Raw genomic sequence first — 23,933 nt, 5'->3', positions numbered from 1 at the left:
GCTCAGCCCGCCAGCAGCGCCTCGATCTCCGCCTCGCCCAGGAGCCGGCGTGGGCGCACGGTCTCGTCGGACGCGACGTAGTAGAACGCGGCGTTCACCTTGTCGAGCGGGATCCCCGTCCACCGCGACCACGCGAGCCGGTAGACCGCGAGCTGCACCTCGCGCACGCTGCGCGCCGCGGGGTCCGCCGGCGCCCGTCCCGTCTTCCAGTCGACGACCACGACGGCGTCCCGCGCCCCGCCGGCGTGCTCGGGCCGCTCGGGGAACACCGCGTCGATGCGCGAGCGCAGGACCGTGCCGCCGACCGGGGTCTCGACGTCGACCTCGACCGCGACGGGGGTCCTGGTGGCCCACTCGGACGCGAGGAACGTCCGCTGCAGGGTCTCGAGGTCCGCGTCCGGGTCGAGGTCGTCGTCGTCCGCGCCGGGGAGGTCCTCGACGTCCAGGAGCGACGACGTCGTGAAGTAGCGCTCGGCCCACAGGTGGAACCGCGTGCCGCGACGCGCGTGCACCGTGGGCTCGACCGGGACCGGGCGCCGCAGGTGCAGCGCGTACTCGTCGCGGTCGGCCGCGAGACGCACGAGGCTCGACGCCGAGACGTGCGCGGGCAGCTCGACCTCCCGGCCCGAGCGCTCGGCCCGCTCCGCGAGCAGGACCCGGGCGAGCGCGACGAGGTCGCGTCCCTCGGCGTCGACGAGCACGCCCGTGGGCGCCGTGAGCCCCGCGGGGCCGCTCCCGTCCGCGCGGGCGAGGGCGGCACGCTCGACCGCCGCCGCGGTGTCGCGCAGGACGGCGCGGGCCGACCCGTCGGGGGCGTCGTCCGGTGCGGGCCACTCCCCCGTGACCTCGACGTCCTCCAGCGGGTTGGTGTCGTCGGGCCCCGGCGGGGCCGACCAGCCGTCCGCCGCCACGACCCCGGACTCCACGAGCTCGAGGAGGAACGGCGAGAGCACGCGCGGGCGGGAGCCCGTCTGCCACCACGAGGCCGTGAGGTACAGCTCCCGGCGCGCCCGGGTGAACGCGACGTACGCGAGCCGACGCTCCTCCGCGAGCTGGTGCTCGCCGCACGCAGCCCGGAACTCGTCGCGCCGCGCCACGAGCTCCTTGGTGTCCGACGCGAGGTCGTAGCGGAACTCCGGCAGGTCGGCGGCGTCGCCGCGCAGCGGGTACGGGAGCTGGCTCACGTCGGTCAGCCAGCCGCTGTCCGCGCGCACTCCCGAGGACGACTGCGCCGTCGTCGGGAACACGCCGTCGACGAGCCCCGGGACGACGACGACGTCCCACTCGAGCCCCTTCGCGGCGTGCGCGGTGATGACCTGCACGGCGTCCGGGTCGGGCTCGCGCACGGGCAGGTCCAGCCCGTTCTCGCGCGTCGACGCGACCCCGAGCCACGCGAGGAACGCGCCCAGCGTCACGACGTCCGCCGTCTGGGTGAACGTCGCGGCCACGTCGCGGAACGCGTCGAGGTGCTCGCGCGCGCGGTCGCTCACGGCCTCCGGGTCCACGAGCCGGCGCGACGCGAGCAGCGCCTCGGTCGTGACGGCCTCGACGTCGAGACCGAGCGCGCGCTCCGCCTCGACGACGAGCTCCGGCAGCGACAGGTACGTGAGCCCGCGCAGCGCGCGCAGGGTGCGAGCGAGCGCCGACAGGCGGGCGTGGCCCTGCGGCGTGAGCGTGCGGCCGTCGGCGGCGGGCTCGCCCGGCTCGGGAAGGTCGTCGAGGGCGTCGACGATCGAGCGGTGGTCGGCCACGTCGCCCTCCACGACCACGAGCTCGGCGCCGTCGCCGTCGGCCGGCGCCGCCGCGCGGCGGCGCGACCCGAGCGCGCCCTCGTGCCGCGCGAGGTCCGCCGCGCGGCTGCCCAGGGCGTGCAGGTCCGCCGCCCCGAGGTTGAGCCGGGGACCCGTGAGGAGACGGACGAGCGCGTCGCCGCGCGAGGGGTCGTGCACCGCCTCGAGGAGCGCGACGACGTCGACGACCTCCGGCGTCGTCAGGAGCCCGCCGAGCCCCACGACCTCCACCGGCAGGCCGCGGCGCCGCAGCGCCACCTCGACCGCGGCGAACTGGCTGCGCTTGCGGCACAGGACCGCGGCCGTGACGCGCCCGCCCGGGGCGCTCGCCGGCCGCCAGCGCGCGGCGACGAGCTCCGCGACGGCCGCGGCCTCCTCCTCGGCGGTGGCCGCGACGAGCGCGGACACCGTGCCCGGTCCGGCGCCCGGGCGCAGCGCGAGCGCGGGGACCTCGACCCGGTCGCCGCCACCCGCCCCCGTCGCCCCCCGCAGCGGGCCCGCGGTGACGTTGGCCGCGGCCAGCACCGCGGCGTCGTTGCGCCACGACGTCGACAGGAAGCGCACGGCCGACCGGTCGCCCGTCGACCGCGGGAACCGCTCGGGGAACCGCGCGAGGCCGCCCGCGCTCGCGCCGCGCCACCCGTAGATCGACTGGTGCGGGTCGCCGACCGCGGTCACGGGGTGCCCGCCGCCGAACAGCCCCGCGAGGAGCTCGACCTGCGCGTGCGACGTGTCCTGGTACTCGTCGAGCAGGACGACGCGGAACCGCGCCCGCTCCGTCTCCCCCACGACCGGGACCTCGCGCGCGAGCCGGGCCGCGAGCGCCACCTGGTCGCCGAAGTCGAGGGAGTCCGTGGCGCGCTTGCGGCGCCGGTACTCCGCGACGACGTCGAGCAGCCGGACGCGCTCGGCGACGTCGCCGACGAGCTTCTCGACCTCCTTGGTCCGGGCCTTCTGTCGCGGTCCGAGCGGGAGCGCGTCGAGCTGCTCGACGATGGCGGCCAGGCGGTCGCGCGCGTCGGCGGGCTCGAGGAGGTGCTCGCCGAGCGCGCCCGACAGCCCGAGCACCGCCGCGACGACGGTGCTCAGCGCGCGGTCCGTGCCGAGGTCGTCGTCCCAGCCCTCCACGACCTCGGACGCGAGCTGCCACTGCTGCGCCTCGCCCAGCAGCCGCGCGCCGGGCTCGACGCCGACGCGCAGGCCGTGGTCCCCGACGAGCGACGCGGCGTACGCGTTGTACGTCGCGACCGTCGGGCGGTCGAGCAGCGACAGGGCGGACGACGCGCCGCCGCGGGCGCGCGCGAGCTGTGCGAGCCGCACCTGGACGCGCTCGGACAGCTCGCCTGCCGCCTTGCGCGTGAAGGTCAGGCCGAGCAACGCGTCGGGCGCGACGAGCTCGTTCGCGATGAGCCAGACGACGCGCGCCGCCATCGTCTCCGTCTTGCCCGAGCCCGCCCCGGCGACGACGAGCGTCGGCTCGAGCGGCGCCTCGATCACCTCGACCTGCTCCGGCGTCGGGCGGGGCCGGCCCAGCAGGTCCGCGATGCGGGTCGCGGACAGCGTCGGGCGGGGCGGCTCGACGGTGCCCGCCCCGGGCGCCGTCGCCTCGACCGCGACCCCGTCGGCCGCGACCAGCCGGACCGGCGGTCGCGTCGCCTCGGGTTCCGGGAGCTCGAACAGCTCGCTGCTCACGCCACGACCCTCCTGCCCTCGGGCTGCACCGGGCACGCACGCCGCACCGGGCACATCTCGCACAGCCCGTTCTGGCGGGCCGTGAACGTCGCCGCCGACATCGTGCCGGCAGCCTCCTCGACGAGGTCGCGCGCCCAGCTCGAGCCGTCGGCTGCCGGGTCGAGCGCGGGCTGCGGGACGACGGCGGGGCCGACGTGCGTGCTGCCCACGTAGACGAGCTGCGCCCCCGCGCTCCGCGTCTCCTCGGGCACGTCGAGGGCGCCTGCCTCGACCGCGAGCTGGTACGCGCCGAGCTGCGCGTGCTCGGCGCCCTCGGCCTTGGTCGCGGTGCGCCGTCCGGTCTTGAGGTCGACGACGCGGACCGTGCCCTCGCCCGCGTCCTCGACCCGGTCGATCGTCCCGTGCAGGCGCGCGCGACCGACGGTGACGTCGAACGTCGGCTCGACGAGGAGCGGCTCGCCCGCCTGCGCCACGTAGGCCGCGAGCTTCTCGATCATGCGCTCCGCGCGACGGCGGAGCTGGCGCGTCGGCCAGCCCTCGGGCAGCGCGAGCTCGGCCCAGCGGCGGTCGAGCTCGGCGCGCAGCTCGGCGAGCGACCCCGACGGGTGGGTCTCCGCGATCGAGTGCACGAGCGTGCCGAGGCTCTGGTGCGTCGCGTCCGGCGCGGTGCCGCCCGCGGCCTCGAGCGACCACCGCAGCGGGCAGGTCGAGACGGTCTCGACCTTCGACGGCGACACGGTGACGATCTCCTGCGCGCCACGCAGCGGCGCGGCGCTCGACACGCCGGCGACCCCGTACCAGGTCTCGGGTCGCGCCTCCGCGACCCCGAGCTCGCCCAGGTCGGCCAGGAGCGTGGCCGCCGCGACCGCACGCGCGTCCGGGACGCCGTCGGGGCCCCCCTCGGGGACGCGCCCGCCGTGGAGGTCGGCGCCACCGCGGGAGTCGTCGGGCACGCGACCCGGTCCCTGCTCCGCGGCTGCCGGGGACACCCGCGCCGCGCCCGCGGCGGCCTCGACGAGGACGCCGCGGGCCGCGGCCACGAGCCCGCGCAGGTCGAGCGGGGCGCCGACGCGCACGTGCCGCCGCGCCTCCGGGTCGGCGCCGGGGCCGGAGGGGGTCCCGCCCGCCGCGGCCGGACCCGGCGACCCGTCGTCCGGCGCGCCTCCGTCCGGGCCCTCGTCCGGACCGTCGGGCCCGGCGGGCGGGACGACCAGGTCGCAGAACACGGAGGGCGCCTCCTCGGCGTCCTGGACCGCCGTCACCACGAGCCGCCGGGTCGCGCGCGACGTCGCGACGACGAACGCGCGCAGCTCGTCCGCGAGAACCTGCGCCCGCGCCTGCGACCCCACGCCGTGCGCGTCGTGCGCGCGGCCCGCGAGGAGCTCGACGAGCGCCTGCGACCCGAGCAGCGAGTCGCGCAGGCGGAGGTCGGGCCAGACGCCGTCCTGCACGCCCGCGACCACGACGACGTCCCACTCGCGCCCGGCGGCACCCGCCGGCGTCAGCGCCGCCACGGCGTCGGCGCCGCTCGCGCTCGCCGCGAGCGAGTCGGCCGGCAGGTCCTGCGACGCGAGGTACTCGACGAACGCCTCGGCCGGCGCACCGGGCATGCGGTCGACGAACGTCTCCGCCGCGCGGAACAGGGCGAGCACCGCGTCGAGGTCACGGTCCGCACGCGCCCCGGCCGGGCCGCCGTCGAGCGCCGCCGAGCGCCACCGCTCCGCGAGCCCGGTCGCCGCCCACACCGCCCACAGCACGGTCTGCGCCGTCGCGCCGGGCTCGGCCGCCGCAGCCCGCCCCGCCGCGAGCGCCCGCGCGACGGCGACCGGGCCCCGGCGCACGGTCGGGGGCAGCGTCGCCGCGCGCGCCGGGTCCTGCAGCAGCTCGACGAGCAGCGCGTCCGACGAGCGCCCGCCCCCGCCCTCGAGCTCCTCGGCCCGCAGCGCGCGCCGCAGCCGGCGCAGCGCGACGACGTCCAGCGCGCCGACGGGCGACGTGAGCAGGGCCGCCGCGGTGAACGGGTCCAGCGCGCCGGCGTCCTCCGGGTCGGCGACGCACGCACGGACCGCGGCGAGCAGCGGCGCGACCGCCGGCTCGTCCCGCAGCGGGACGTCGGAGCCGAGCAGCGTGACCGGCACCGAGGCGGCGACGAGCTCGCGGCGCAGCGCAGCAAGGCGGGTCCCGGTCCGCGCGATCACGGCCATCCGGTGCCACGGGGTGCCGTGCAGCAGGTGCTCGGCCCGCAGCTCGCGCGCCACGAACGCGGACTCCTGCGCGACGGCCGAGAGCACGGCGACCTGGACGGGCACGGCGGCCCCGGGCTCGCCGCCTCCGCCGGTCCCCGACGACGCGCCCGGCGAACCGGCCGCGTCGCCCGCGCCGACCGGGGCCCCCCGGGAGGCGGCACCGCGGTGCACCGCGCCGGCGACGGTGCCGACCTGCGCCGCGACCCGGCGCGTCACGGCGCGCAGCGCGGGGTCCTGCCGCCACGCCGTGCCGAGCACGGAGACGCGCGCCCCGAGCTCGCCGCGCCGGGCACCGTCCCGGCGGGCGGGCGCCGAGGCGCGGCCGACGAGGCCCGGGCTCGCGCCGCGGAAGGTCTGCACCGCGGCGTCGGGGTCGCCGAGCAGCACGAGCCGGGCGCCGTCGTCGTGCAGCACGTGCAGCAGCCGCGCGGTCGCGACCGTCGCCTCCTGGTAGTCGTCGACGACGACGAGGTCCCACCGCGGGCGCGCGGCGTCGGGCACCTCGTCGTCCCACGCGAGCAGCGCCTCGGCCGCCTCGTCGACCACGATCGCCGGGTCGAACCGGGCGCCCGCGTCCGGGGTCCCCGAGCGCAGCGCGGTCACGTCGAGGTACTCCGCGAAGAGCTGGGCGCCCAGCGACCACTCCGGCCGGTCGTAGCGGTCGCCGAGCGCGGCGAGGTCGGCGGGCGTCAGGCCGCGCTCGGCCGCGCGCATGAGGAGGTCGCGGAGCTCCTGGCGCAGGCCCCGGAGCCCGAGCGCCTCCTCGGGCAGTCCGGGCGGCAGGACCAGGGGGGAGCCCAGGTGCGCGAGGTCGCCCTCCAGGTGGCCCTCCAGCAGCTCGGAGAGCACGAGGTCCTGCTCGGGGCCGGAGATGAGCGTCGGGACGGGCTCCCCCAGCGCGGCCGCGCGCTCGCGCAGCACCGCGAAGGCCGCGGAGGCCGCGGTGCGCACCATCGGCGCCCCGACGGTGCGCCGCGCGCGGGCCGACAGGCGGTCCCGGAGCGCCGCCGCCGCCCGACGCGACGCGGCGAGGAGCAGGACGCGCTCGGGGGCGAGGCCGTCGGCGAGCGCCGCGAGCACGACCTCCTGCGCGACGAGCGTCTTCCCCGTGCCCGGCGCCCCGACGACGAGCGTCACGCCGGGACGGGACGCGGCGGCGAGCGCCGCGCGCTGGGAGTCGTCGAGCGTGACGTCGGCCTCATGGTCGCGAGGCCGCGCGACGAGGCGAGGGGCGGTCGTCCGGGGCACGGACCCGATCCCATCACGCGCCACCCACACCGCCGGCGTCGCCGACGGCGCGGCGCGACTACGGCACGGGCCACCCGTTGGTCAGGCAGCCCTGGGCAGAGATCGACTGCTGCACCATCACCGGCGCGACCGCGCCCGGGGCCGGGCAGTCCTCGTGGCCGTGCCCGAGCACATGACCCACCTCGTGGTTCACCAGGTACTGGCGGTACGTCGCGAGGTCGTCCCCGAAGTCGGGGGCGCCGAGCACCCAGCGCTCGAAGTTGAGCACCGCGACGCCGGACACGGAGTTGCCGCACGAGTACTTCCCCTCGGTCGCGAGGGGGGCGCACATCCGGTCGGTGGTCGCAGGGCTGGCGAGCACGACGCGGATCGACGCGTCGTCGGCCGCCGTGCGGGAGAACGTCACGCCGTCGGGGCCCGACCACCCGCGCGGGTCGTTGAGCGTCGCGAGCACGGCCGTCGCGAGGACCTCGCCGTCCACGGGCAGACCCTGCTCGACCTCGACCCGCACGGACCGGACGGTGCCCGCCCCCGGCGCCGGGGCCTCCCCCGGGACGACGTCGAGCGCACCCCCGAGGTCGGGCGCGACGACGACGTCGCCCACGAGGCCCGAGCCGGGGTCGGCGACCGGCGCCTCGGGGGTCGTGGGCGCGGGGTCCGGCACAGGGTCCGCGGCCGGAGCCGTCGGCGCGTCCGCGGGGGCGAGCGGCGCGACCACGTCCGGGCGCGGCGCGACGAGCTCGCGCAGCTCCGGGGCCCGCACGACGTCGTCCGCGCGCTCCACGCCCGACCGGCTCGCCGCGTCGGGCTCGTCACGGACGGGCGCGGGCGGGTCCTCGCGGTCCGCCGAGACCGGTGCCGGAGCGCCCGGGACGTCCCACACCTCCGCCGTGGCGGCACCGCCGCCGAAGCCGACGACGAGGCAGGCGGCGACCGCCGCGCCGTGCCGCAGGCCCCGCGAGGAGCGCTTCACGCGCGGCGTCGACGGGCGGTTCGAGGGGGTATGTCTGTCGGGCACCCGCCCATCGTCCCACTCCTCGCGACGCCCGGTCGACACCGGCCCCCGTTTCCGTATCCTCCCCCCATGACCGGAGCCAGCGAGGGACGTACGCGCGGCACGGCCGGGCCGCCCGTCCCCGCGCGCACCCGGATGCCCCGGGACGAGCGGCGCACGCAGCTCCTGACGATCGCCGAGGAGCTCTTCGCCTCCCACGGCTACCACCACATCTCGATGGACGACATCGCGGACCGCGCCGGGGTCGGCAAGCCCGTGCTGTACCGACACTTCCCCTCGAAGCTCGACCTCTACCTCGCGCTCATCGACGACCAGGGCGACCGCCTCGTCCGCTCCGTCCACGTGACGCTCGACCCGTTCCGCGAGCCGGCCCCCGGGATCTCGGCGAGCGACCTCGACGCGCTCGCGGTCGACGGGCTCGCCGTCATCGAGGGCATCGTCCGGGCGTACGTCGCCTACGCGCGCACCGCGGGCAGGTCCGCGGCCCTGCTCTTCGAGTCCGACGTCATGCGCGACCCGGTGGTGCGGGCGCGCGTGCTCGCCCCCGACGCCCGCATCGCCGGGGCGTTCGCCGACGTGCTCGTCCGGATCACCGACCTCGACGCGGACGAGGCGCTCGTCGTCTCGCGGACGTGCACGGCCGTGGGTCGGGCGGCGGCGACCGAGGCCGTGCGGCCGGACGGGACCGCGTCCGCCGACGACGTCACCCGGCTCGTCCCGCGCCTCGTCTGGCGCGGGGTGCACGGGATGCTGCGCCGCTCACGGGCGGGTTCGCCGGACGCCGCGGGGACGACGTCGCCCGACGTCGCCCCGGCGCCGGGCCCGGACCCCGACGCGGCGCTCGACGGGTCGACCGCGGGAATCTGACTACTATCGAACGCGTTGTCGCCGGTGGGACGCCCACGGGCGACCCGAGACCCGTCGTCGCTGCGCCTGGCGCAGCCGCTGTGAGGAGATGTGCGTGGAAGTCACGATCGGTGTGCAGAACCTGGCCCGTGAGCTCGTCGTCGACACGGACCTGTCCGCCGACGCCGTGGCGACCGCCGTCGCGGACGCCCTCGGCGGCGCCCCCGCCCTCGAGCTCACCGACTCGCGCGGTCGTCGCGTGATCGTCCCGACGGCGTCGCTCGGCTACGTCGAGATCGGCACCGAGGAGCAGCGCAAGGTCGGTTTCGGCTCGCTCTGACCGCCACGACCTGACCGTCACGTGCCGCCGTCGCGCCCCTCGGGCGCGGCGGCGGCTTCGTCATGCCGCCAGGCCCAGGCGGTCCATGCGCCGGGAGTGCTCCGCCGTGAGGCGTGAGAAGACCCACGACTGGGTCGCCGGCGCCGGGCCGTTCGACCCGGCGTCGGCCGTCGCGTCCACGCCCGCCGCGACGAGCCGGGCGAGAGCGGGCCGCTCGGACAGGACGACGCCCACGACGCCCAGCGCCTCGCCGACGAGGCGCCGGCCCCACAGCGCGAGGCGGGACGCGAGCACCGGGTCCGCGGCGGCGGCGTCCGCGATGACGGGGGCGTAGCGCTGGGAGGGCGTGTCCTGCGTGAGCGCCTCCACGACGACGTCGCGCGAGCGCTCGTCGAGGCCCTGGGCCGCGAGCAGGCAGAAGTCGTCCGCGACGCCCTGGCCGACGTACCCCTTGAGGATCCCCTCCCACCAGGTGCTCGGACGGGTGCGGGCGTCGAAGTCGTCGAAGAGGCCGTCGAACGCCGTCATGCAGTCGGCGGGGTCGCCGCCGAGCTCGTCGACGCGCACGAGGACGCGCTCCTGCCGGTCGAGCATCGCCGCCGCGAGCCGGGACAGGGCCTGACGCTGGCGCAGCGTGGGCGCGTGCGCGGCGTCGCCCGCGAGGCGTCCGAAGCTCGCGAGCTCGGTGTACGCGACGAGCCCGAGCAGCTCCACCGCGTCCGCGTGGTCCGCCGTGGGCAGGGTCAGGGGGCTCGCGTGCTCGGCGTCGCTCATCGGGACAGGATAGTTCTCCGATATCATGGCCGACGTACATCGGTTGCCCGGTCGTCCAGACCTCACGCTCGTCACGCGGAACGACGACGGCACGGCACGGTCCGCAGCGCGGTCCTGGCCACGACATCCCACGATCGGCTGCCGGCCACGAGGTGCGTACGACCGCGACCGGGAGCCTCCCGGGACCGGGCCCCGCCGGGCCCGCCGACGGTCGCGCGTGCCCGAACGAGACAGAGGCACCAGTGACCACCACAGACGCCACCCCTGACGTGAGCGCGGACGCGACCACCGTCGCCGCCAGCGTTCACGCGGACAACACCACCTTCGCCGACTTCGGCGTGCGCCAGGAGATCGTCGACGCGCTCTCCGACGCGGGCATCGTCCAGCCCTTCCCCATCCAGGCGATGACGCTCCCGGTCGCGATGTCGGGCCACGACATCATCGGCCAGGCCAAGACCGGCACCGGCAAGACGTTCGGCTTCGGCGTGCCGCTGCTGCACCGCGTCGTCGCGCCGGGCGAGCCCGGGTTCGACGAGCTGCCCTCGCCCGGCAAGCCGCAGGCGCTCGTCGTCGTCCCGACGCGCGAGCTCGCGGTCCAGGTCGCGAACGACCTCGGCACCGCCTCGAAGCGACGCTCCGTGCGCATCGTCCAGCTCTACGGCGGCCGCGCCTACGAGCCGCAGGTCGAGGCGCTGCAGCGCGGCGTCGAGGTCGTCGTCGGCACCCCGGGCCGCATGATCGACCTGATGAACCAGGGCCACCTCAACCTCACGCGGGCCGCGATCGTGGTCCTCGACGAGGCGGACGAGATGCTCGACCTGGGCTTCCTCCCGGACGTCGAGAAGATCCTGGCCCGCACGCCCGCGCAGCGCCACACCATGCTGTTCTCGGCGACCATGCCGGGCGCCGTCGTGTCGATGGCGCGCCGCTACATGAAGCAGCCGACGCACATCCGCGCGAACGACCCCGACGACGGCGGCCAGACGGTCAAGAACATCGAGCAGGTCGTCTACCGCGCGCACGCGCTGGACAAGGTCGAGATGCTCGCGCGCATCCTCCAGGCGGAGGGCCGCGGACGCACGATCGTGTTCGCGCGGACCAAGCGCACCGCGGCGAAGGTCGCGGACGAGCTCGTCGACCGCGGCTTCGCCGCCGGCTCGATCCACGGCGACCTCGGCCAGGGCGCGCGCGAGCAGGCGCTGCGCGCGTTCCGCAACGGCAAGATCGACGTGCTCGTCGCGACGGACGTCGCGGCGCGCGGCATCGACGTCGAGGACGTCACGCACGTCGTGAACTACCAGTGCCCCGAGGACGAGAAGACGTACCTGCACCGCACGGGCCGCACGGGCCGCGCGGGCAACAAGGGCACCGCCGTCACGTTCGTCGACTGGGACGACATCCCGCGCTGGTCGCTCATCGACAAGGCGCTCGGCCTCGGCATCCCCGAGCCGGTCGAGACGTACTCGAGCTCGCCGCACCTGTACACCGACCTGCACATCCCCGAGGGCACCAAGGGCCGCCTCCCCAAGGACCGGCGCACGCTCGCCGGGCTCGACGCGGAGGAGATCGAGGACCTCGGCGAGACCGGCAAGCGGCACACCCCGGCCGGCGGGTCGCGGGGACGCCAGGGTGGCCGGTCCGACGGCGGTCGCAGCCGGGGCGAGCAGGGTGACCGCGGACGGTCGGGCGGCCAGGGCCGCTCCGGCGGCCGACGCGCGGAGGGCGAGCGCTCGGGCGGTCGTCCCGAGGGCGAGCAGACCGACGCCGCGGGCGCACCGTCCGAGGGCGGCGAGCGCCGTCGTCGGTCCCGCAACCGTCGCCGCACGCGCGGCGGCCGTCCGGTCGAGCAGCAGGGCGGCGCCGAGGCGACCGCCCAGCCCGCCGAGTAGCCCGGAGGCTCCCGCAAGCCCGACGACGAACCCCGGGTCGCTCCCCACGGTCACCACGCCGTGGGGAGCGACCCGGGGTTCGTCGCGTCCGGGACCGGTCAGTGCACGTGCGCGTCCCGGCCCGCGAACCACACGGCGACGCCCTGGACGGCGGCCGCGGCGACGAGCAGGAGGAGCGGCAGCGTCCACGCGCCCGTGGCGTCGTGCGCGAGGCCGAGGCCGAGCGGCCCGGTCGCCGCGAGCAGGTAGCCCGCGCTCTGCGCCATGCCGGAGAGCTCGGACGTGTGGGCGGCATCGCGGGCCCGCAGGGCCATGAGCGTGAGCGCGAGGCTGATGCCGCCGCCCTGGCCCAGGCCCACCAGCACGACCCAGAGCGCCGCGGCGCCGGGGGCGAGGGCCAGCCCGAGCAGCCCCGTCCCGACGAGCACGACGAGCGCGATCCCGATGCCCCGCTGGCGGCGCATGCGCCCGGCGAGGACCGGGGTCACGAACGACCCGAGGATGCCCGCGAGGTTGCACAGCGCGAGGAGCCAGCCGCCTGCCTCCGGCGTCCGGCCGAGCGCGACCATGATCTCCGGGAGCCACGCGTTGACGGCGTAGAACGACAGCGACTGCATGCCCATGACGACCGTGACCGCCCAGGCGAGCGGGCTCCGCCACACCGTGGAGCGCGCGACCCCGGCTCCCGCGCCCGCGCCGAACGCCGTCGCGCCGGCCGCGTCGGGCCGCAGCGCGCGCGGCACCCACACCAGCACGCCGAGGACGGCGAGCACGCCCCACGTCGCGAGCGCGCCGCGCCAGTCGAGACTGGCCGCGGTCGCGACCGGGATCGTCAGCCCCGCGGCGAGCGCGGCGCCGCCCGACAGCGCCATCGAGTACAGCCCCGTCATGAGGCCGATGCGGTCGGCGAAGTCGCGCTTGATGAGCGCGGGGAGCAGGACGTTCCCGAGGCCGATCGCGCACCCGGCGACCACGGTCCCGGCGAACAGGCCCCACGTCTCGGGGACGAGCCGCAGCGCGAAGCCGACGCACAGCGCGACGAGGCTCACGAAGAGCGCGCGCTCGAGGCCCCACCGCCGCGCGAGCACGGGCGCGAGCGGCGCGAGGAGGCCGAAGCACAGGACGGGCAGCGTCGTGAGCACGCCGGCTGCCGTCGCGCTGAGCCCCAGGTCGGCGCGGATCTCCCCGAGCACCGGCGAGATCGACACGACGGCGGGGCGCAGGTTGAGCGACGCCAGGACGATCGCGACGACCGCCCCCACCCCCAGCGGTCGGCGCAGCCCGCTCACGCGTCGGCCTCCGTCGCCCCGGCGCGCTCCGCGGCGGCCTCCACCAGGTGCGCACGCACGGCGTCGATCGTCGCGGTCACCGCGTCCTCGGCCGCGTCGGCGTCGCCGGCCCGGATCGCGGCCACCACCTCCTCGTGGCCGGGGACGTCGCGGTGGTGCAGGCGCTGCTCCCCCGAGGGGTACGTCCGGACGAGCGCGTGGTCGAGGCCGTCGTAGAGGTCCGCGAGCAGCGGGTTGCCGGCGGCGCGCACGACCTCGGCGTGGAACGCGACGTCGGCGGCCTGGAACGTGTCCTCGTCCGCACCGCGGGCCGCGGTCTGGGCCGCGAGCGCCGCGTCGAGCCGGGCGAGCGCGCCCGCGTCGTGCCGGACGGCCGCCGCCCGCGCCGCACCGCGCTCGAGGACGCCGCGCACGTCGAGCACATGGAAGGCGTCGGTGGTCCGCGCGCGGCGCGCCAGGGCGGCGTCGAGGCCGTCGGCCGCGCGGACGTAGGTGCCGTCGCCGCGCCGGGGCTCGAGGACGCCGGCGTGCTCGAGGGCCCGCACGGCCTCGCGGACCGTGTTCCGACCCACGCCGAGCTCGGCCACGAGCTCGGGCTCCGGCGGGATCCGGGAGCCGACCGGCCACTCCCCGCGAGCGATGCGCTCGCTGAGCCGCTCGACGACGAGCTCGGACACCTTGCGGGGAGGGACGATCGGCTGGTTCACCGAAAGAACCTAACATCCCCTGTTTGGCCGCGGCGACGAGGACGGGCCGTACGGGGTCTCTCGTACGGGGATTGACCAGCACGGGGCGCCCGGAGGACCTTGCGCGGGACCGCTCCTCGACGACGAAAGCGAGACCCACCATGGACCCCACGACCCCACGACGCCGACGGCTGCGCAGGATCCTCGCGCTCGTCGCCTCGGCGACGCTCGTCGGGACGCTGCTCACCGGGACCACCACCGCCACCGCAGCGGACACCGAGCTCGCCGTCAACGGCGGGTTCGAGTCGGGGCTGTCGGGGTGGACCTGCTCCGGCTCGACCGGACAGGCGACCGCGAGCCCGGTCCGCACCGGCAGCGGTGCCCTGCGGGCAGCGCCCGCCGGCGCGGACAACGCGCGCTGCTCGCAGTCCGTCCCGGTGCAGCCCTCCTCGACGTACACGCTCAGCGCGTGGGTCCAGGGCGCGTACGTCTACCTGGGGGCGAGCGGCGCGACCGCGCAGGACGTCTCCACGTGGACGCCGTCCGCCTCGACCTGGCAGCGCCTCAGCCTGACGTTCACCACCTCGGCGACGGCCACGTCGGCGACGATCTACCTGCACGGCTGGTACGGCCAGCCGGCCTACGTCGTCGACGACGTCAGCCTCGTCGGCCCGGGCGGCGGCACAATGCAGCCGCCCGCCACGCCCACCGGGCTCACCGCCGGCACGCCCACCGCCAGCAGCGTCCCCCTCACCTGGGGCGCCGTGACCGGCGCCACCGGCTACGCCGTCTACCGCGACGGCACCAAGGTCGCCACCACCACGAACCCGTCCACGACCGTCACCGGGCTCGCCGCCTCGACCGCCTACTCCTTCCAGGTCACCGCCACCAACGGCGCCGGCGAGTCCGCCCGCTCCACCGCCGTCACCGTGACCACGGCCGGCGGCACGACGCAGCCGCCGGCCACCCCGACCGGCCTCGCCGCCGGCACCCCCACCGCCAGCAGCGTCCCGCTCACCTGGGGCGCGGTGACCGGCGCCACCGGCTACGCCGTCTACCGCGACGGCACCAAGGTCGCCACCACCACGACCCCGTCCGCCACCGTCACCGGGCTCGCCGCGTCCACCGCCTACTCCTTCCAGGTCACCGCCACCAACAGCGACGGCGAGTCCGCCCGCTCCACCGCCGTCACCGTCACGACGGCCGACGGCGGCGGCACCGGCGGCGACCTCCCGCCGCACGCGCTCGTCGGCTACCTGCACGCCTCGTTCGCCAACGGCTCGGGCTACACCCGCATGGCGGACGTCCCCGACTCGTGGGACGTCATCAACCTCGCGTTCGGCGAGCCGACGAGCGTCACGTCCGGGGACATCCGGTTCAGCCTGTGCCCGCAGACCGAGTGCCCGAACGTCGAGTCGGTCGCCGAGTTCAAGGCCGCCGTCGCCGCCAAGCGCGCGGCGGGCAAGAAGGTGCTCCTGTCGATCGGCGGGCAGAACGGTCAGGTGCAGCTCACGACGACCGCCGCGCGCGACGCGTTCGTCGCGTCGGTGAGCTCGATCATCGACACCTACGGGCTGGACGGGGTCGACATCGACTTCGAGGGCCACTCGCTGTACCTGAACACGGGCGACACGGACTTCCGCAACCCGACCACGCCGGTGATCGTCAACCTCATCTCCGCGCTCAAGACGCTCGCGGCGCGCTACGGCGACGACTTCGTGCTGACCATGGCGCCGGAGACGTTCTTCGTCCAGAACGGCTACCAGTTCTACGGCTCCGGGCCGTGGGGCGGTCAGGACCCGCGGTGCGGCGCGTACCTGCCCGTCATCCACGCGCTGCGCGACGACCTGACGCTCCTGCACGTCCAGGACTACAACTCGGGCCCGATCATGGGGCTCGACGACCAGTACCACACCATGGGCGGCGCGGACTTCCACATCGCCATGACGGACATGCTGCTCACCGGCTTCCCGGTCGCGCGCGACACGTCCAAGGTGTTCCCCGCGCTGCGCCCGGACCAGGTCGCGATCGGCCTGCCGGCGAGCACGCAGGCGGGCAACGGCCATACCGCGCCCGCCCAGGTCAACCAGGCCCTGGACTGCCTCACGAAGGGCACGGGCTGCGGGTCGTACCAGACGCACGGGCGGTGGCCCGCGTTGCGCGGCCTCATGACGTGGTCGATCAACTGGGACCGCTACAACGGCTGGGAGTTCTCGCGGAACTTCGACGCCTACTGGCCCTGACGGCCGTCGTGACGCACCGACCGTGACGCACCGGCGTCCGGGGGCCGCGCCCCCCGGACGCCGGCCGTCCGCCTCAGTCGTCCCAGCGCACGTCGTGCACGCGGTTCCACCCGATGCCCGCGGCGTCCCACCGAGGGGCCAGCCGCACGATCCGTGCCTCGAAGTCCTCGTAGTCGCGGTCGGCCTGGGCGGTCCAGGCCACCTCGGCGAGCGCGGGCAGGCGGGGGAAGGTCATGAAGTCCACGTAGACGTCCACCTCGACGAACTCGTCGGTGCTCGCCGGCAGGTGGGTGAGGCTGTCCGGGTAGGAGCGGTCCGACCACAGGGGCGCCTCGACCCCGGCGACGCGTCCCGCGACGTCGACCTTCCGCTCCGGGTCGAGGGTCGACGTCAGCTCCGTCTCGGGGTCCCACGAGTACGCGCGCTCGAGGTCGATCCGCGCGGCCCACTCCAGCCCGTACGGGGTGAGGTCGTCGTACTTCATGTCGAGGTACGTGCGGTCCGCGGGAGACATGACGAGGTCGGCGCCGGCGGCGAGCGCCGCGCGGACCTCCTGGACGTCCGCGGTCTCCCGCGCGGTCCCGATGAGCCCCTGGTTGCGCTCGCCCACGCCCCAGTACTGGATCAGGCTGCCCTCCGGCAGGGTCGTGCCCTGCGCCCACTGGTGCCAGCCGACGACCGTGCGCCCGTGCTCCGCGACGATCTCGTTCGCCGCCGCCGTGTAGTTCTCGTACCAGCCCTCCGCGGGGCTGGGAGCCTCGTCCCCGCCCAGGTGCACGTACGGACCGGGGTTCTGCGCGACGACGGCGGCGAGGACGGTGTCGAGGTACTCCTGGACCGCCGGCATGTTCTCGTCGCTCGAGCAGATCATGGGGTTGTTCACCTCCGGCCCCCGGTACGGCTCGCCGGGCGTCCCGTCGCAGCGCAGCGACCCCAGCACGGACTGCGCGGCGAGCGTGTGCCCGGGTCCGTCGATCTCGGGGACGACGGTGACGTACCGGTCGGCCGCGTACTCGACGATCTCCGCGTACTCCTCGGGCGTGTAGAACCACGGCCCGCCCGTCCCCGGCGGCCAGCCCTCCTGCGTCCGGCCGCCCACCTCGGTGAGCTCCGGCAGGCCGTCGACCGTGAGCCGCCAGCCCTGGTCGTCGGACAGGTGCAGGTGCAGCACGTTGAGCCGGTAGTCCGCGAGGTGGTCGACGAACCGCTGGACGTCCTCGACGGTGGCGAAGCGTCGCGCGACGTCGAGCATCGCGCCGCGGTACGCGTAGCGCGGCGCGTCGGTGATCTCGACCGCCGGCACCTCCCACGCGACGTCGTCGACGGGGGCGGACGCCTCGACCTCGGGCGGCAGGAGCTGGAGCAGCGTGCGCGTGCCGCGGTACAGGCCCGCGGGCGTCGTGCTGGCGAGCACGACGCCGTCCTCCCCGGCCTCCAGGGTGTACGCCTCAGACGCCGGGTCGTCGAGCAGGCCGTGGGGGTCCCACGACTCGCCGCCCGGCTCGAGCCGGAGCACCACCGCGCCGCCGTCGGCCTCGGGGTCCGTCTCGACCGGGAGGTCGAGCGCCGTGGGCGTGCGCAGCTCCGCGGCGAGCAGCTCGCCGACGTGGACCGCGCCCTCCTGCCCGACGGCGCTGCCCGCCGCCGCGTCGACGACGACCCGGGTCCCGCCGTCGAGCACGAAGGGCGCGGCGTCCGAGACCTCGACCGACGCCGGGAGGGGGACGAGACCGAGGTCCTGGACGGTGGCCGTCGTGGTGGACGGGGAGGTGCAGCCCGCGAGGACGGCGACGCCGCTCACCGCCATCACGGTGAGCGCGCCGGGCGCGCGTCGTGCCCAGCGTCGGACTGCCTTCATGAGGACCCCTGCCGAACTCGTCGCGCGGACGGCCGTCGTCCGCGTCGGCCCGACCCTAGCGCTGCCCGGGCGCGACCGCGAGGGGCTGCCGCACGGCTCCGGTGCCACGTCCGGCCCGAGCGCCGGGGCAGGGTGCGCGCGGGAAAAGACGCTACGCCCGGGTCCCGGGGGCGCTAGCGTGCCGACCGGCACCGCCCGTCCGGGCGCGCCGCGACCCGTCCCACCCTCAGGAGACACCGTGCCCTCGTTCTCGCCCGTCGTGGCAGCCCACTGGGAGCGCCGCGTCGGCGGCGACGTCCTCTTCCGGGACGAGCGCCTGACGCTGGTGACGAACGCGAACCTCGACGCGAGCGAGCGCGTCACCGTGCTGTGGACCGCCACCGACGGGCGCACGTCCGTCGCCGTGACCCCGGACGTCGCCGACGCCGCAGGGCTCGTCGACCTGGCCGCCAGGGGGCTCTCCGAGTACGACCTGCGCGCCGCGCTCGTCCGCGTGGACCTCGTGCTGCACGACCCCGATCTCGTCCACCACCTCGACGACGGAGCGCGCGCGGCACTGCTCGGCGAGGCGGACGCGCCGGGGGTACGTCGTCTCACCGCCGAGGACGCCACGCTGTTCGCCGACTTCGAGTCCGCGGCCCCGGAGCAGGACCTCGACGACGCGTACGTGGAGCTCGACCACTGGGCCGTCTTCGGCGCCGTCGACGACGACGGCCGTCTCGTCGCCGCCGCGAGCGCCTACCCCTGGGGTGGCTCCGCCCTCGCGGACGTCGGCGTCCTCACGCTGCCCGACGCGCGGGGTCGGGGGCACGGCAGGGCCGTCGTGCGCGCCCTCGCCCGGCACGCGCTCCACGCCGGGCACGAGCCCCAGTACCGGTGCCAGCCGGACAACGCGGCGTCCGTCGCGCTCGCAGCGGCGGCAGGGCTGACCCTCTTCGGTCGGTGGGAGGTCGTGACGCCCGACGCTCCGGCGGACGGGAGCTAGGCGGCCTGGACGAACTGCGTGACGGCGTCGGCCACGAGCTGGACCGCGATGGCGGCGAGCAGCAGACCGGCGATGCGCGTCACGAGGATGGTCCCGGAGTCGCCGAGCACGCGGTTGATGACGTTCGCGAAGCGCATGGAGAGCCAGAGGCACACGTGCACCGCGACGACGCCCGCGACGATCGCGACCCACTCCGCGACGCCGCCTCCGCGCTCCCCCGCGCGCTGGACGAAGACCATGGTCGCGACGATCGCGCCCGGGCCGGCGAGCAGCGGCGTGCCGAGCGGCACGAGCGCGACGTTGACGCCCTTGTTGCCCGACGGCTGCGGCTCCTCCATCTTGCCCGTGAGCAGCTCCATCGCGACGAGGAGCAGCAGCAGCCCGCCCGCGGTCTGGAGCGCGGGCAGCGAGATGTGCATGTAGCTGAGGATCTGCTGGCCGAACGCCGCGAACGCGACGATCACGCCGAACGCGACGAGGATCGCGGTGCGTGCCGCCTGGTTGCGCTGCTTGGCACCCATCGCGCTCGTCAGGCCCAGGAACACCGGCACCGTGCCGGGCGGGTCCATGATGACGAACAGGGTGACGAAGACCTCCGTGAAGAGCCGGACGTCGAAGACCTCGCTCATCGTCCGATCATCGGATCACGTCCAACTGTCCCAGCTCCTCGATCTGCTCCAGCACGGTCGGTGCTGTCGTGTTCTCCCCGAGCCGGTTCGGTTTGCCGGCCCCGTGGTAGTCGCTCGACCCGGTGACGAACAGGCCCAGGGTGCGGGCCAGGTCCTCGAGCCGTGCGCGCTGACGCTCGTCGTGGTCGCGGTGGAACACCTCGAGCCCCGCGAGCCCCGCCGCGGTCATCTCCTCGATCACCGCGTCGGACACGACGCGCCCTCGGCCGTCCGCGCCCGGGTGGGCGAAGACGGGCACACCCCCCGCGGCACGGATGCCCCGCACCGCCGCGACGGCGTCGGGCGCGTAGTGGGGCACGTAGTACGGGGTGTCGGTGGCGAGGATCGTCGCGAACGCCGCCGAGCGGTCGGGCGAGAGCCCTGCGGCGACGAGCGCGTCCGCGATGTGCGGCCGCCCGATCGTCGTGCCCTCGACGGTCTGCGCGAGCACATCATCCCACGTGATCGGGTAGTCCTCGGCGATGAGGTCGACCATCCGCCGCGCCCGGCTCGTGCGCGCGTCGCGCGTGCGGTCGAGCTCCGCGAGGAGCGCCGCGTGCGCCGGGTCGTGCAGGTAGGAGAGGAGGTGCACGCTGATGCCGCCCGAGCGGGCCGAGACCTCCGCGCCGCGCACGAGCGCGACGCCGTGGCGCAGCGCCGCGTCCGTCGCCTGCGCCCAGCCGGCGGTCGTGTCGTGGTCCGTGAGCGCGACGACGTCGAGCCCGGCCGCGGCCGCGGCCTCGACGACCTCCCCCGGCGCGTCCGTGCCGTCCGACGCGGTCGAGTGGGTGTGGAGGTCGATGCGCACGGGTCCCAGGATAGTGACGGCACACCGGGTCGGCGGCACGGGACCCGCACACGATGTGCACACGGGGCGCTACCCCTCCCCACGGCCGTCCCAGGCTCGGGTGCCACAGTCGGGAGCGATGACCCCCACGACGCACGCCCCCGCCCTGCTCGCCCCGCCCGCCCCCCGCACCGACGCGCCCGCCGACGGCCCGGAGCGCCCGCCCGCCGTCGTCTTCGTGCACGGCATGCGCACGTCCGGCGCGATCTGGGACCACCAGGTCGACCACGTGCGCGCCCTCGGGCACGACGCCGTCGCCGTGGACCTGCCCGCGCACGGCGCCCGCGCGCACGAGCGGTTCACGCTCGACCGGTCCTTCGAGGTGCTCGACGAGGCCGCCGCCTCGTTCGGACCGGACCGTCGGGTCGCGCTGGTCGGGCTCTCGCTCGGCGGCTACACGTCGCTCGCCTGGGCGGCCCGCCGCCCCGCGAACCTCGCGGGCGTGGTCGCCGCGGCCTGCACGTCGGACCCCAAGGGCAAGCCCGTCGCGCTGTACCGCGACGTCGCGCGCCTCGTCGTGGCGGGCGGGGGCGCCGTCGGGCGCGGAGCGCGCTGGGCGGCGCGCACGAGCGCGGCGGCGTGGAGCACGATCGCCCGCGGCGGGCGCTCGCTCCCGGGCGGCGCCGCGTCGTCGTACGCGCTCGCCGGTCCGGCCGACGCGGGTGCCCCCGCTCCGGCCGCACCCGGGTGGCACGTCGTGACCGACGCCCTCACCCAGCTCGCGGGCCGCTCGTGGCTCGCCCACGTGCGCGACGTCGACGTGCCCGTCTGGCTCGTCAACGGCGCCCGCGACCACATGCGCCTCGACGAGCAGCGCTACCTCGCCGCCGCCGCGGACGCCGCGCTCGTCGTCGTGCCGCGCGCCGGCCACGACGTCAACAGCGAGGCCCCCGAGGCCTTCAACCGCGTGCTCGGGCGCGCGCTCGCGGACTTCGGCCGCGTGCGCGGTGCGAGACTGGGGGCATGACCGACGCCACCCCCGTCACGCCCGAGCCCACGTCCGAGACGCCCGACCAGGCACCCGACAGCGCCGGCGACGGCCAGGACCTGGCCGCGCGCGGCAGCAACCGCTCCCAGCGCCCCGACTCCGACGCGTTCAAGGCCTTCATCACGAGCGGCTGGGCGCCGCGCGCGGAGCTCGACGTCGAGCCCCTCCCGGCCGCCCCGTACACCGTCGCCCGCCGCGCCGCGCTGTCCGCCCGGTTCCCGGGCGCGCGCCTCGTGGTGCCCGCCGGGCCGCTGAAGACGCGCTCGAACGACACCGACTACCGGTTCCGCCCGCACTCGGCGTTCGCGCACCTCACCGGCTACGGCACGGACCAGGAGCCCGACGCGGTGCTCGTGCTGCACCCCGTGGAGCCCGGGACCGGCGACAGCGGCTCGGACCACCACGCCGTGCTCTACGTGCGCCCGCTCGCCGCGCGCGACACCGAGGAGTTCTACGCCGACTCGCGCTACGGCGAGTTCTGGGTCGGCGCGCGGCCGTCGCTCGACGACGTCGCGGCGGCCACGGGCGTCGAGGCCCGCCACGTCGACGAGCTGCGCGACGCGCTCGCCAAGGACGTCGGCCCGGGCGGGGTGACGCTGCTCGTCGTCGCGGGCGCCGACGAGGCCGTGGAGGCGCTCGTCGAGGCGATCCGCGCGGAGGCCGGGCTGGACGACGTCGAGGGCGCCCAGGACCAGGAACTCACCGAGGCCGAGTGGCTCGCCCGGGCGGAGGCCGCCTACCGGCGCACCGACGCCGCGCTCGTCGAGGCCGTCTCCGAGCTGCGGCTCGTCAAGGACGCCCACGAGGTCGAGCAGATGCGCGAGGCCGTCGCCGCCACGATCGCGGGCTTCGAGGAGGTCGTGCGGAACCTCCCGCGCGCCGTCGGGCACCGGCGCGGCGAGCGCGTCATCGAGACGACGTTCGACGCCCACGCGCGCCTCGAGGGCAACACGGTCGGCTACGAGACGATCGCCGCGGCCGGCGAGCACGCGACGACGCTGCACTGGATCCGCAACGACGGCGTCGTGCGCACGGGCGAGCTGGTGCTGCTCGACGCGGGCGTCGAGGTCGACTCGCTCTACACGGCGGACGTCACGCGCACGCTGCCCGTCGACGGCGAGTTCACCGAGGTCCAGCGCCGCGTGTACCAGGCGGTGCTCGACGCCGCGGACGCCGCGTTCGCCGTCGCCGTGCCGGGCGCGCGCTTCCGCGACGTGCACGCCGCCGCGATGGAGGTCGTCGCCGCGCGCCTGGAGGAGTGGGGCCTGCTCCCGGTGAGCGCCGCCGAGTCGCTCTCGCCCGAGGGGCAGCAGCACCGTCGCTGGATGGTGCACGGCACGAGCCACCACCTGGGCCTGGACGTGCACGACTGCGCGCAGGCGCGCCGCGAGCTCTACCTCGACGGGATCCTGGAGCCCGGCATGGTCTTCACGATCGAGCCCGGTCTGTACTTCAAGGCGGACGACCTGGCGGTCCCGGAGGAGTACCGCGGGATCGGCGTCCGCATCGAGGACGACGTGCTCGTGACCGCCGACGGCAACGAGAACCTCTCGGCCGCGCTCCCCCGCCGCCCCGAGGACGTGGAGGCCTGGATGGCGCGCCTGCGCGCCTGAGGTGGCTGGCCCTCGTCGTCCGTCAGGCGGGACGCTCGGGCTGGTCCGGCTGCTGCGCTCCCGGGGCCTGCTCGGTGCCGGGCTCCGCGTCGGCCGGCTGGTCCGACGTCGGTCGCATGGCGCCGTAGCGCGGCTCCCCGGTCGGCGTGGTCCAGCGGGGGTCGGGCGTCCGGGCGGGCGGCGCGACCGGGGGCGTGGGCGCCGGGCCGGCGCCCGACGTCGGCTCGGGCGCCGGGGCGGTCGGCGTGGGAGCCGCGGGAGGCGGGGTCGCTCCGGGCGTGCCCCACGTCGGGTTCGCCGGGGCGGCCGGGGCACGGACCCCGCCCGCGCCCTCCGGCATCCGCGCGAGGAGCTGGCGCGCGTCGCCCGCGCGCTCGGGCGCGCAGAGGATCCCGTACGACGAGGCGACGATCTGGCTCTGCGACGTGAAGTCGCGCTTGCCCTGCGTGAGGGCGTACGACAGCACAGAGAAGAGGAGGCCGAACCCGGCGCCGATCGCGATGGCCGTGAGGACGAACCCGCCCTGGCCGGAGAACATGAAGAGCAGCAGGCCGACGAAGAGACCGAACCACGCGCCGGACGCCGCGCCCGCGATCGCGACCCGCCCGTACGTGAGCCGGCCCGTCACGCGCTCGACCATCTTGAGGTCGGTGCCGACGATCGTCACGAGCTCGACCGCGAACTTGTTGTCGGAGAGGAAGTCGACCGCCTTCTGCGCCTCGAGGTAGGTCGCGTACGACGCGATCTCCTCACCACGGGGCGGGGTGGGGACACGGGGGACGGCACCCGGGCGTGACATGCTCATTCGCCCAGTCTGTCCTACTCGTGCCGACCGCGCGAGGCCCGCCCCTCCGCGCACCCGCGGATCCTGGCCGCCCGAGGGCGCCACCCGTCTCAGGAGCGCGCGGCGGCCCGG

Annotated in this window: 17 protein-coding genes; 7 read left to right on the top strand and 10 right to left on the bottom strand. The window is 76.3% G+C overall.

Going from position 1 to position 23,933, the window contains the following annotated elements; all coding sequences use genetic code 11:
* Positions 1–2: 2 nt before the first annotated feature.
* The 3 genes from ACTJIY_RS11655 to ACTJIY_RS11645 all read right to left on the bottom strand — a co-directional run bounded on the left by ACTJIY_RS11655 (position 3) and on the right by ACTJIY_RS11645 (position 7,994).
* The gene (locus tag ACTJIY_RS11655) at positions 3–3,350 is read right to left on the bottom strand and encodes a UvrD-helicase domain-containing protein (RefSeq protein ID WP_440674481.1); all 3,348 of its coding nucleotides are present in this window, start codon (positions 3,348–3,350) and stop codon (positions 3–5) included.
* A 128-nt stretch (positions 3,351–3,478) separates the two neighbouring features.
* Positions 3,479–6,976, bottom strand: coding sequence for an ATP-dependent helicase (locus ACTJIY_RS11650; protein WP_440674461.1), 3,498 nt, complete (start codon positions 6,974–6,976; stop codon positions 3,479–3,481).
* A gap of 58 nt (positions 6,977–7,034) precedes the next feature.
* Entirely contained in the window at positions 7,035–7,994 is a 960-nt protein-coding gene (locus ACTJIY_RS11645; protein ID WP_440697239.1) for a DUF3152 domain-containing protein, read from the bottom strand.
* Between the two features lie 66 nt (positions 7,995–8,060).
* Between ACTJIY_RS11645 and ACTJIY_RS11640 the strand changes: the two genes are divergently transcribed.
* Both ACTJIY_RS11640 and ACTJIY_RS11635 read left to right on the top strand, forming a co-directional pair.
* Positions 8,061–8,858: a TetR/AcrR family transcriptional regulator gene (locus ACTJIY_RS11640; RefSeq protein ID WP_439158333.1), complete on the top strand. Its 798-nt coding sequence runs from the start codon at positions 8,061–8,063 to the stop codon at positions 8,856–8,858.
* A gap of 94 nt (positions 8,859–8,952) precedes the next feature.
* On the top strand, positions 8,953–9,177 hold the full coding sequence (locus tag ACTJIY_RS11635; RefSeq protein WP_205205335.1) for a DUF3107 domain-containing protein: 225 nt from the start codon (positions 8,953–8,955) through the stop codon (positions 9,175–9,177).
* A gap of 60 nt (positions 9,178–9,237) precedes the next feature.
* Here the strand turns inward: ACTJIY_RS11635 and ACTJIY_RS11630 are convergent, their stop codons facing one another.
* Positions 9,238–9,951 carry a ferritin-like fold-containing protein gene (locus ACTJIY_RS11630; protein WP_440674459.1) on the bottom strand — a complete coding sequence of 238 codons (714 nt, stop codon included), beginning with the start codon at positions 9,949–9,951 and terminating at the stop codon, positions 9,238–9,240.
* A 242-nt stretch (positions 9,952–10,193) separates the two neighbouring features.
* Between ACTJIY_RS11630 and ACTJIY_RS11625 the strand changes: the two genes are divergently transcribed.
* Entirely contained in the window at positions 10,194–11,840 is a 1,647-nt protein-coding gene (locus ACTJIY_RS11625) for a DEAD/DEAH box helicase (RefSeq protein ID WP_253050934.1), read from the top strand.
* A gap of 98 nt (positions 11,841–11,938) precedes the next feature.
* Here the strand turns inward: ACTJIY_RS11625 and ACTJIY_RS11620 are convergent, their stop codons facing one another.
* Together ACTJIY_RS11620 and ACTJIY_RS11615 are read right to left on the bottom strand one after the other, a co-directional pair.
* A complete protein-coding gene (locus tag ACTJIY_RS11620; RefSeq protein ID WP_440674458.1) occupies positions 11,939–13,129 on the bottom strand; it encodes a CynX/NimT family MFS transporter in 1,191 nt (396 codons plus the stop codon).
* Positions 13,126–13,836, bottom strand: coding sequence for a FadR/GntR family transcriptional regulator (locus tag ACTJIY_RS11615; RefSeq protein ID WP_253050932.1), 711 nt, complete (start codon positions 13,834–13,836; stop codon positions 13,126–13,128). Before ACTJIY_RS11615 ends, ACTJIY_RS11620 begins: the two co-directional genes overlap by 4 nt.
* A gap of 140 nt (positions 13,837–13,976) precedes the next feature.
* Between ACTJIY_RS11615 and ACTJIY_RS11610 the strand changes: the two genes are divergently transcribed.
* The gene (locus ACTJIY_RS11610; protein ID WP_440674457.1) at positions 13,977–16,058 is read left to right on the top strand and encodes a carbohydrate binding domain-containing protein; all 2,082 of its coding nucleotides are present in this window, start codon (positions 13,977–13,979) and stop codon (positions 16,056–16,058) included.
* 73 nt (positions 16,059–16,131) lie between these two features.
* Here the strand turns inward: ACTJIY_RS11610 and ACTJIY_RS11605 are convergent, their stop codons facing one another.
* Complete coding sequence (locus ACTJIY_RS11605; RefSeq protein ID WP_440674456.1) at positions 16,132–17,916, bottom strand: beta-N-acetylhexosaminidase; 1,785 nt, start codon at positions 17,914–17,916, stop codon at positions 16,132–16,134.
* Positions 17,917–18,154: 238 nt separating this feature from the next.
* Between ACTJIY_RS11605 and ACTJIY_RS11600 the strand changes: the two genes are divergently transcribed.
* The gene (locus ACTJIY_RS11600; RefSeq protein WP_440674455.1) at positions 18,155–18,901 is read left to right on the top strand and encodes a GNAT family N-acetyltransferase; all 747 of its coding nucleotides are present in this window, start codon (positions 18,155–18,157) and stop codon (positions 18,899–18,901) included.
* On the opposite strand, the gene ACTJIY_RS11595 is transcribed toward ACTJIY_RS11600, so the two are convergent.
* Both ACTJIY_RS11595 and ACTJIY_RS11590 read right to left on the bottom strand, forming a co-directional pair.
* On the bottom strand, positions 18,898–19,530 hold the full coding sequence (locus ACTJIY_RS11595; RefSeq protein WP_336722006.1) for a MarC family protein: 633 nt from the start codon (positions 19,528–19,530) through the stop codon (positions 18,898–18,900). The two genes, ACTJIY_RS11600 and ACTJIY_RS11595, sit on opposite strands and share 4 nt — an antisense overlap.
* A 7-nt stretch (positions 19,531–19,537) precedes the next feature.
* Positions 19,538–20,377, bottom strand: coding sequence for a PHP domain-containing protein (locus ACTJIY_RS11590; protein WP_440674454.1), 840 nt, complete (start codon positions 20,375–20,377; stop codon positions 19,538–19,540).
* 118 nt (positions 20,378–20,495) lie between these two features.
* Here ACTJIY_RS11590 and ACTJIY_RS11585 point away from each other — a divergent pair, with 118 nt between their 5' ends.
* The gene (locus tag ACTJIY_RS11585; protein ID WP_440674453.1) at positions 20,496–21,383 is read left to right on the top strand and encodes an alpha/beta fold hydrolase; all 888 of its coding nucleotides are present in this window, start codon (positions 20,496–20,498) and stop codon (positions 21,381–21,383) included.
* A complete protein-coding gene (locus ACTJIY_RS11580; protein ID WP_440674452.1) occupies positions 21,380–23,017 on the top strand; it encodes an aminopeptidase P family protein in 1,638 nt (545 codons plus the stop codon). Before ACTJIY_RS11585 ends, ACTJIY_RS11580 begins: the two co-directional genes overlap by 4 nt.
* 22 nt (positions 23,018–23,039) lie before the next feature.
* Here the strand turns inward: ACTJIY_RS11580 and ACTJIY_RS11575 are convergent, their stop codons facing one another.
* Positions 23,040–23,822 (bottom strand): general stress protein, encoded by a 783-nt coding sequence (locus tag ACTJIY_RS11575; RefSeq protein ID WP_353707885.1) that lies wholly within the window; start codon positions 23,820–23,822, stop codon positions 23,040–23,042.
* Between the last annotated feature and the right edge of the window lie 111 nt (positions 23,823–23,933).

The sequence above is a fragment of the Cellulosimicrobium sp. 22598 genome, from assembly GCF_052044445.1.
Classification (GTDB): Bacteria; Actinomycetota; Actinomycetes; order Actinomycetales; family Cellulomonadaceae; genus Cellulosimicrobium; species Cellulosimicrobium cellulans_G.
The sequence above is the reverse complement of the archived record's forward strand: the minus strand, read 5'-3'. Positions and strand labels throughout refer to the sequence as shown.

What these genes read in the sequence shown, in the direction of transcription:
- ACTJIY_RS11640 (WP_439158333.1), top strand. Translation starts at nt 8,061, where the DNA reads ATGACCGGAGCCAGCGAGGGACGTACGCGCGGCACGGCCGGGCCGCCC.
- ACTJIY_RS11630 (WP_440674459.1), bottom strand. Translation starts at nt 9,951, where the DNA reads ATGAGCGACGCCGAGCACGCGAGCCCCCTGACCCTGCCCACGGCGGAC.
- ACTJIY_RS11610 (WP_440674457.1), top strand. Translation starts at nt 13,977, where the DNA reads ATGGACCCCACGACCCCACGACGCCGACGGCTGCGCAGGATCCTCGCG.
- ACTJIY_RS11605 (WP_440674456.1), bottom strand. Translation starts at nt 17,916, where the DNA reads ATGAAGGCAGTCCGACGCTGGGCACGACGCGCGCCCGGCGCGCTCACC.
- ACTJIY_RS11595 (WP_336722006.1), bottom strand. Translation starts at nt 19,530, where the DNA reads ATGAGCGAGGTCTTCGACGTCCGGCTCTTCACGGAGGTCTTCGTCACC.
- ACTJIY_RS11585 (WP_440674453.1), top strand. Translation starts at nt 20,496, where the DNA reads ATGACCCCCACGACGCACGCCCCCGCCCTGCTCGCCCCGCCCGCCCCC.
- ACTJIY_RS11580 (WP_440674452.1), top strand. Translation starts at nt 21,380, where the DNA reads ATGACCGACGCCACCCCCGTCACGCCCGAGCCCACGTCCGAGACGCCC.
- ACTJIY_RS11575 (WP_353707885.1), bottom strand. Translation starts at nt 23,822, where the DNA reads ATGAGCATGTCACGCCCGGGTGCCGTCCCCCGTGTCCCCACCCCGCCC.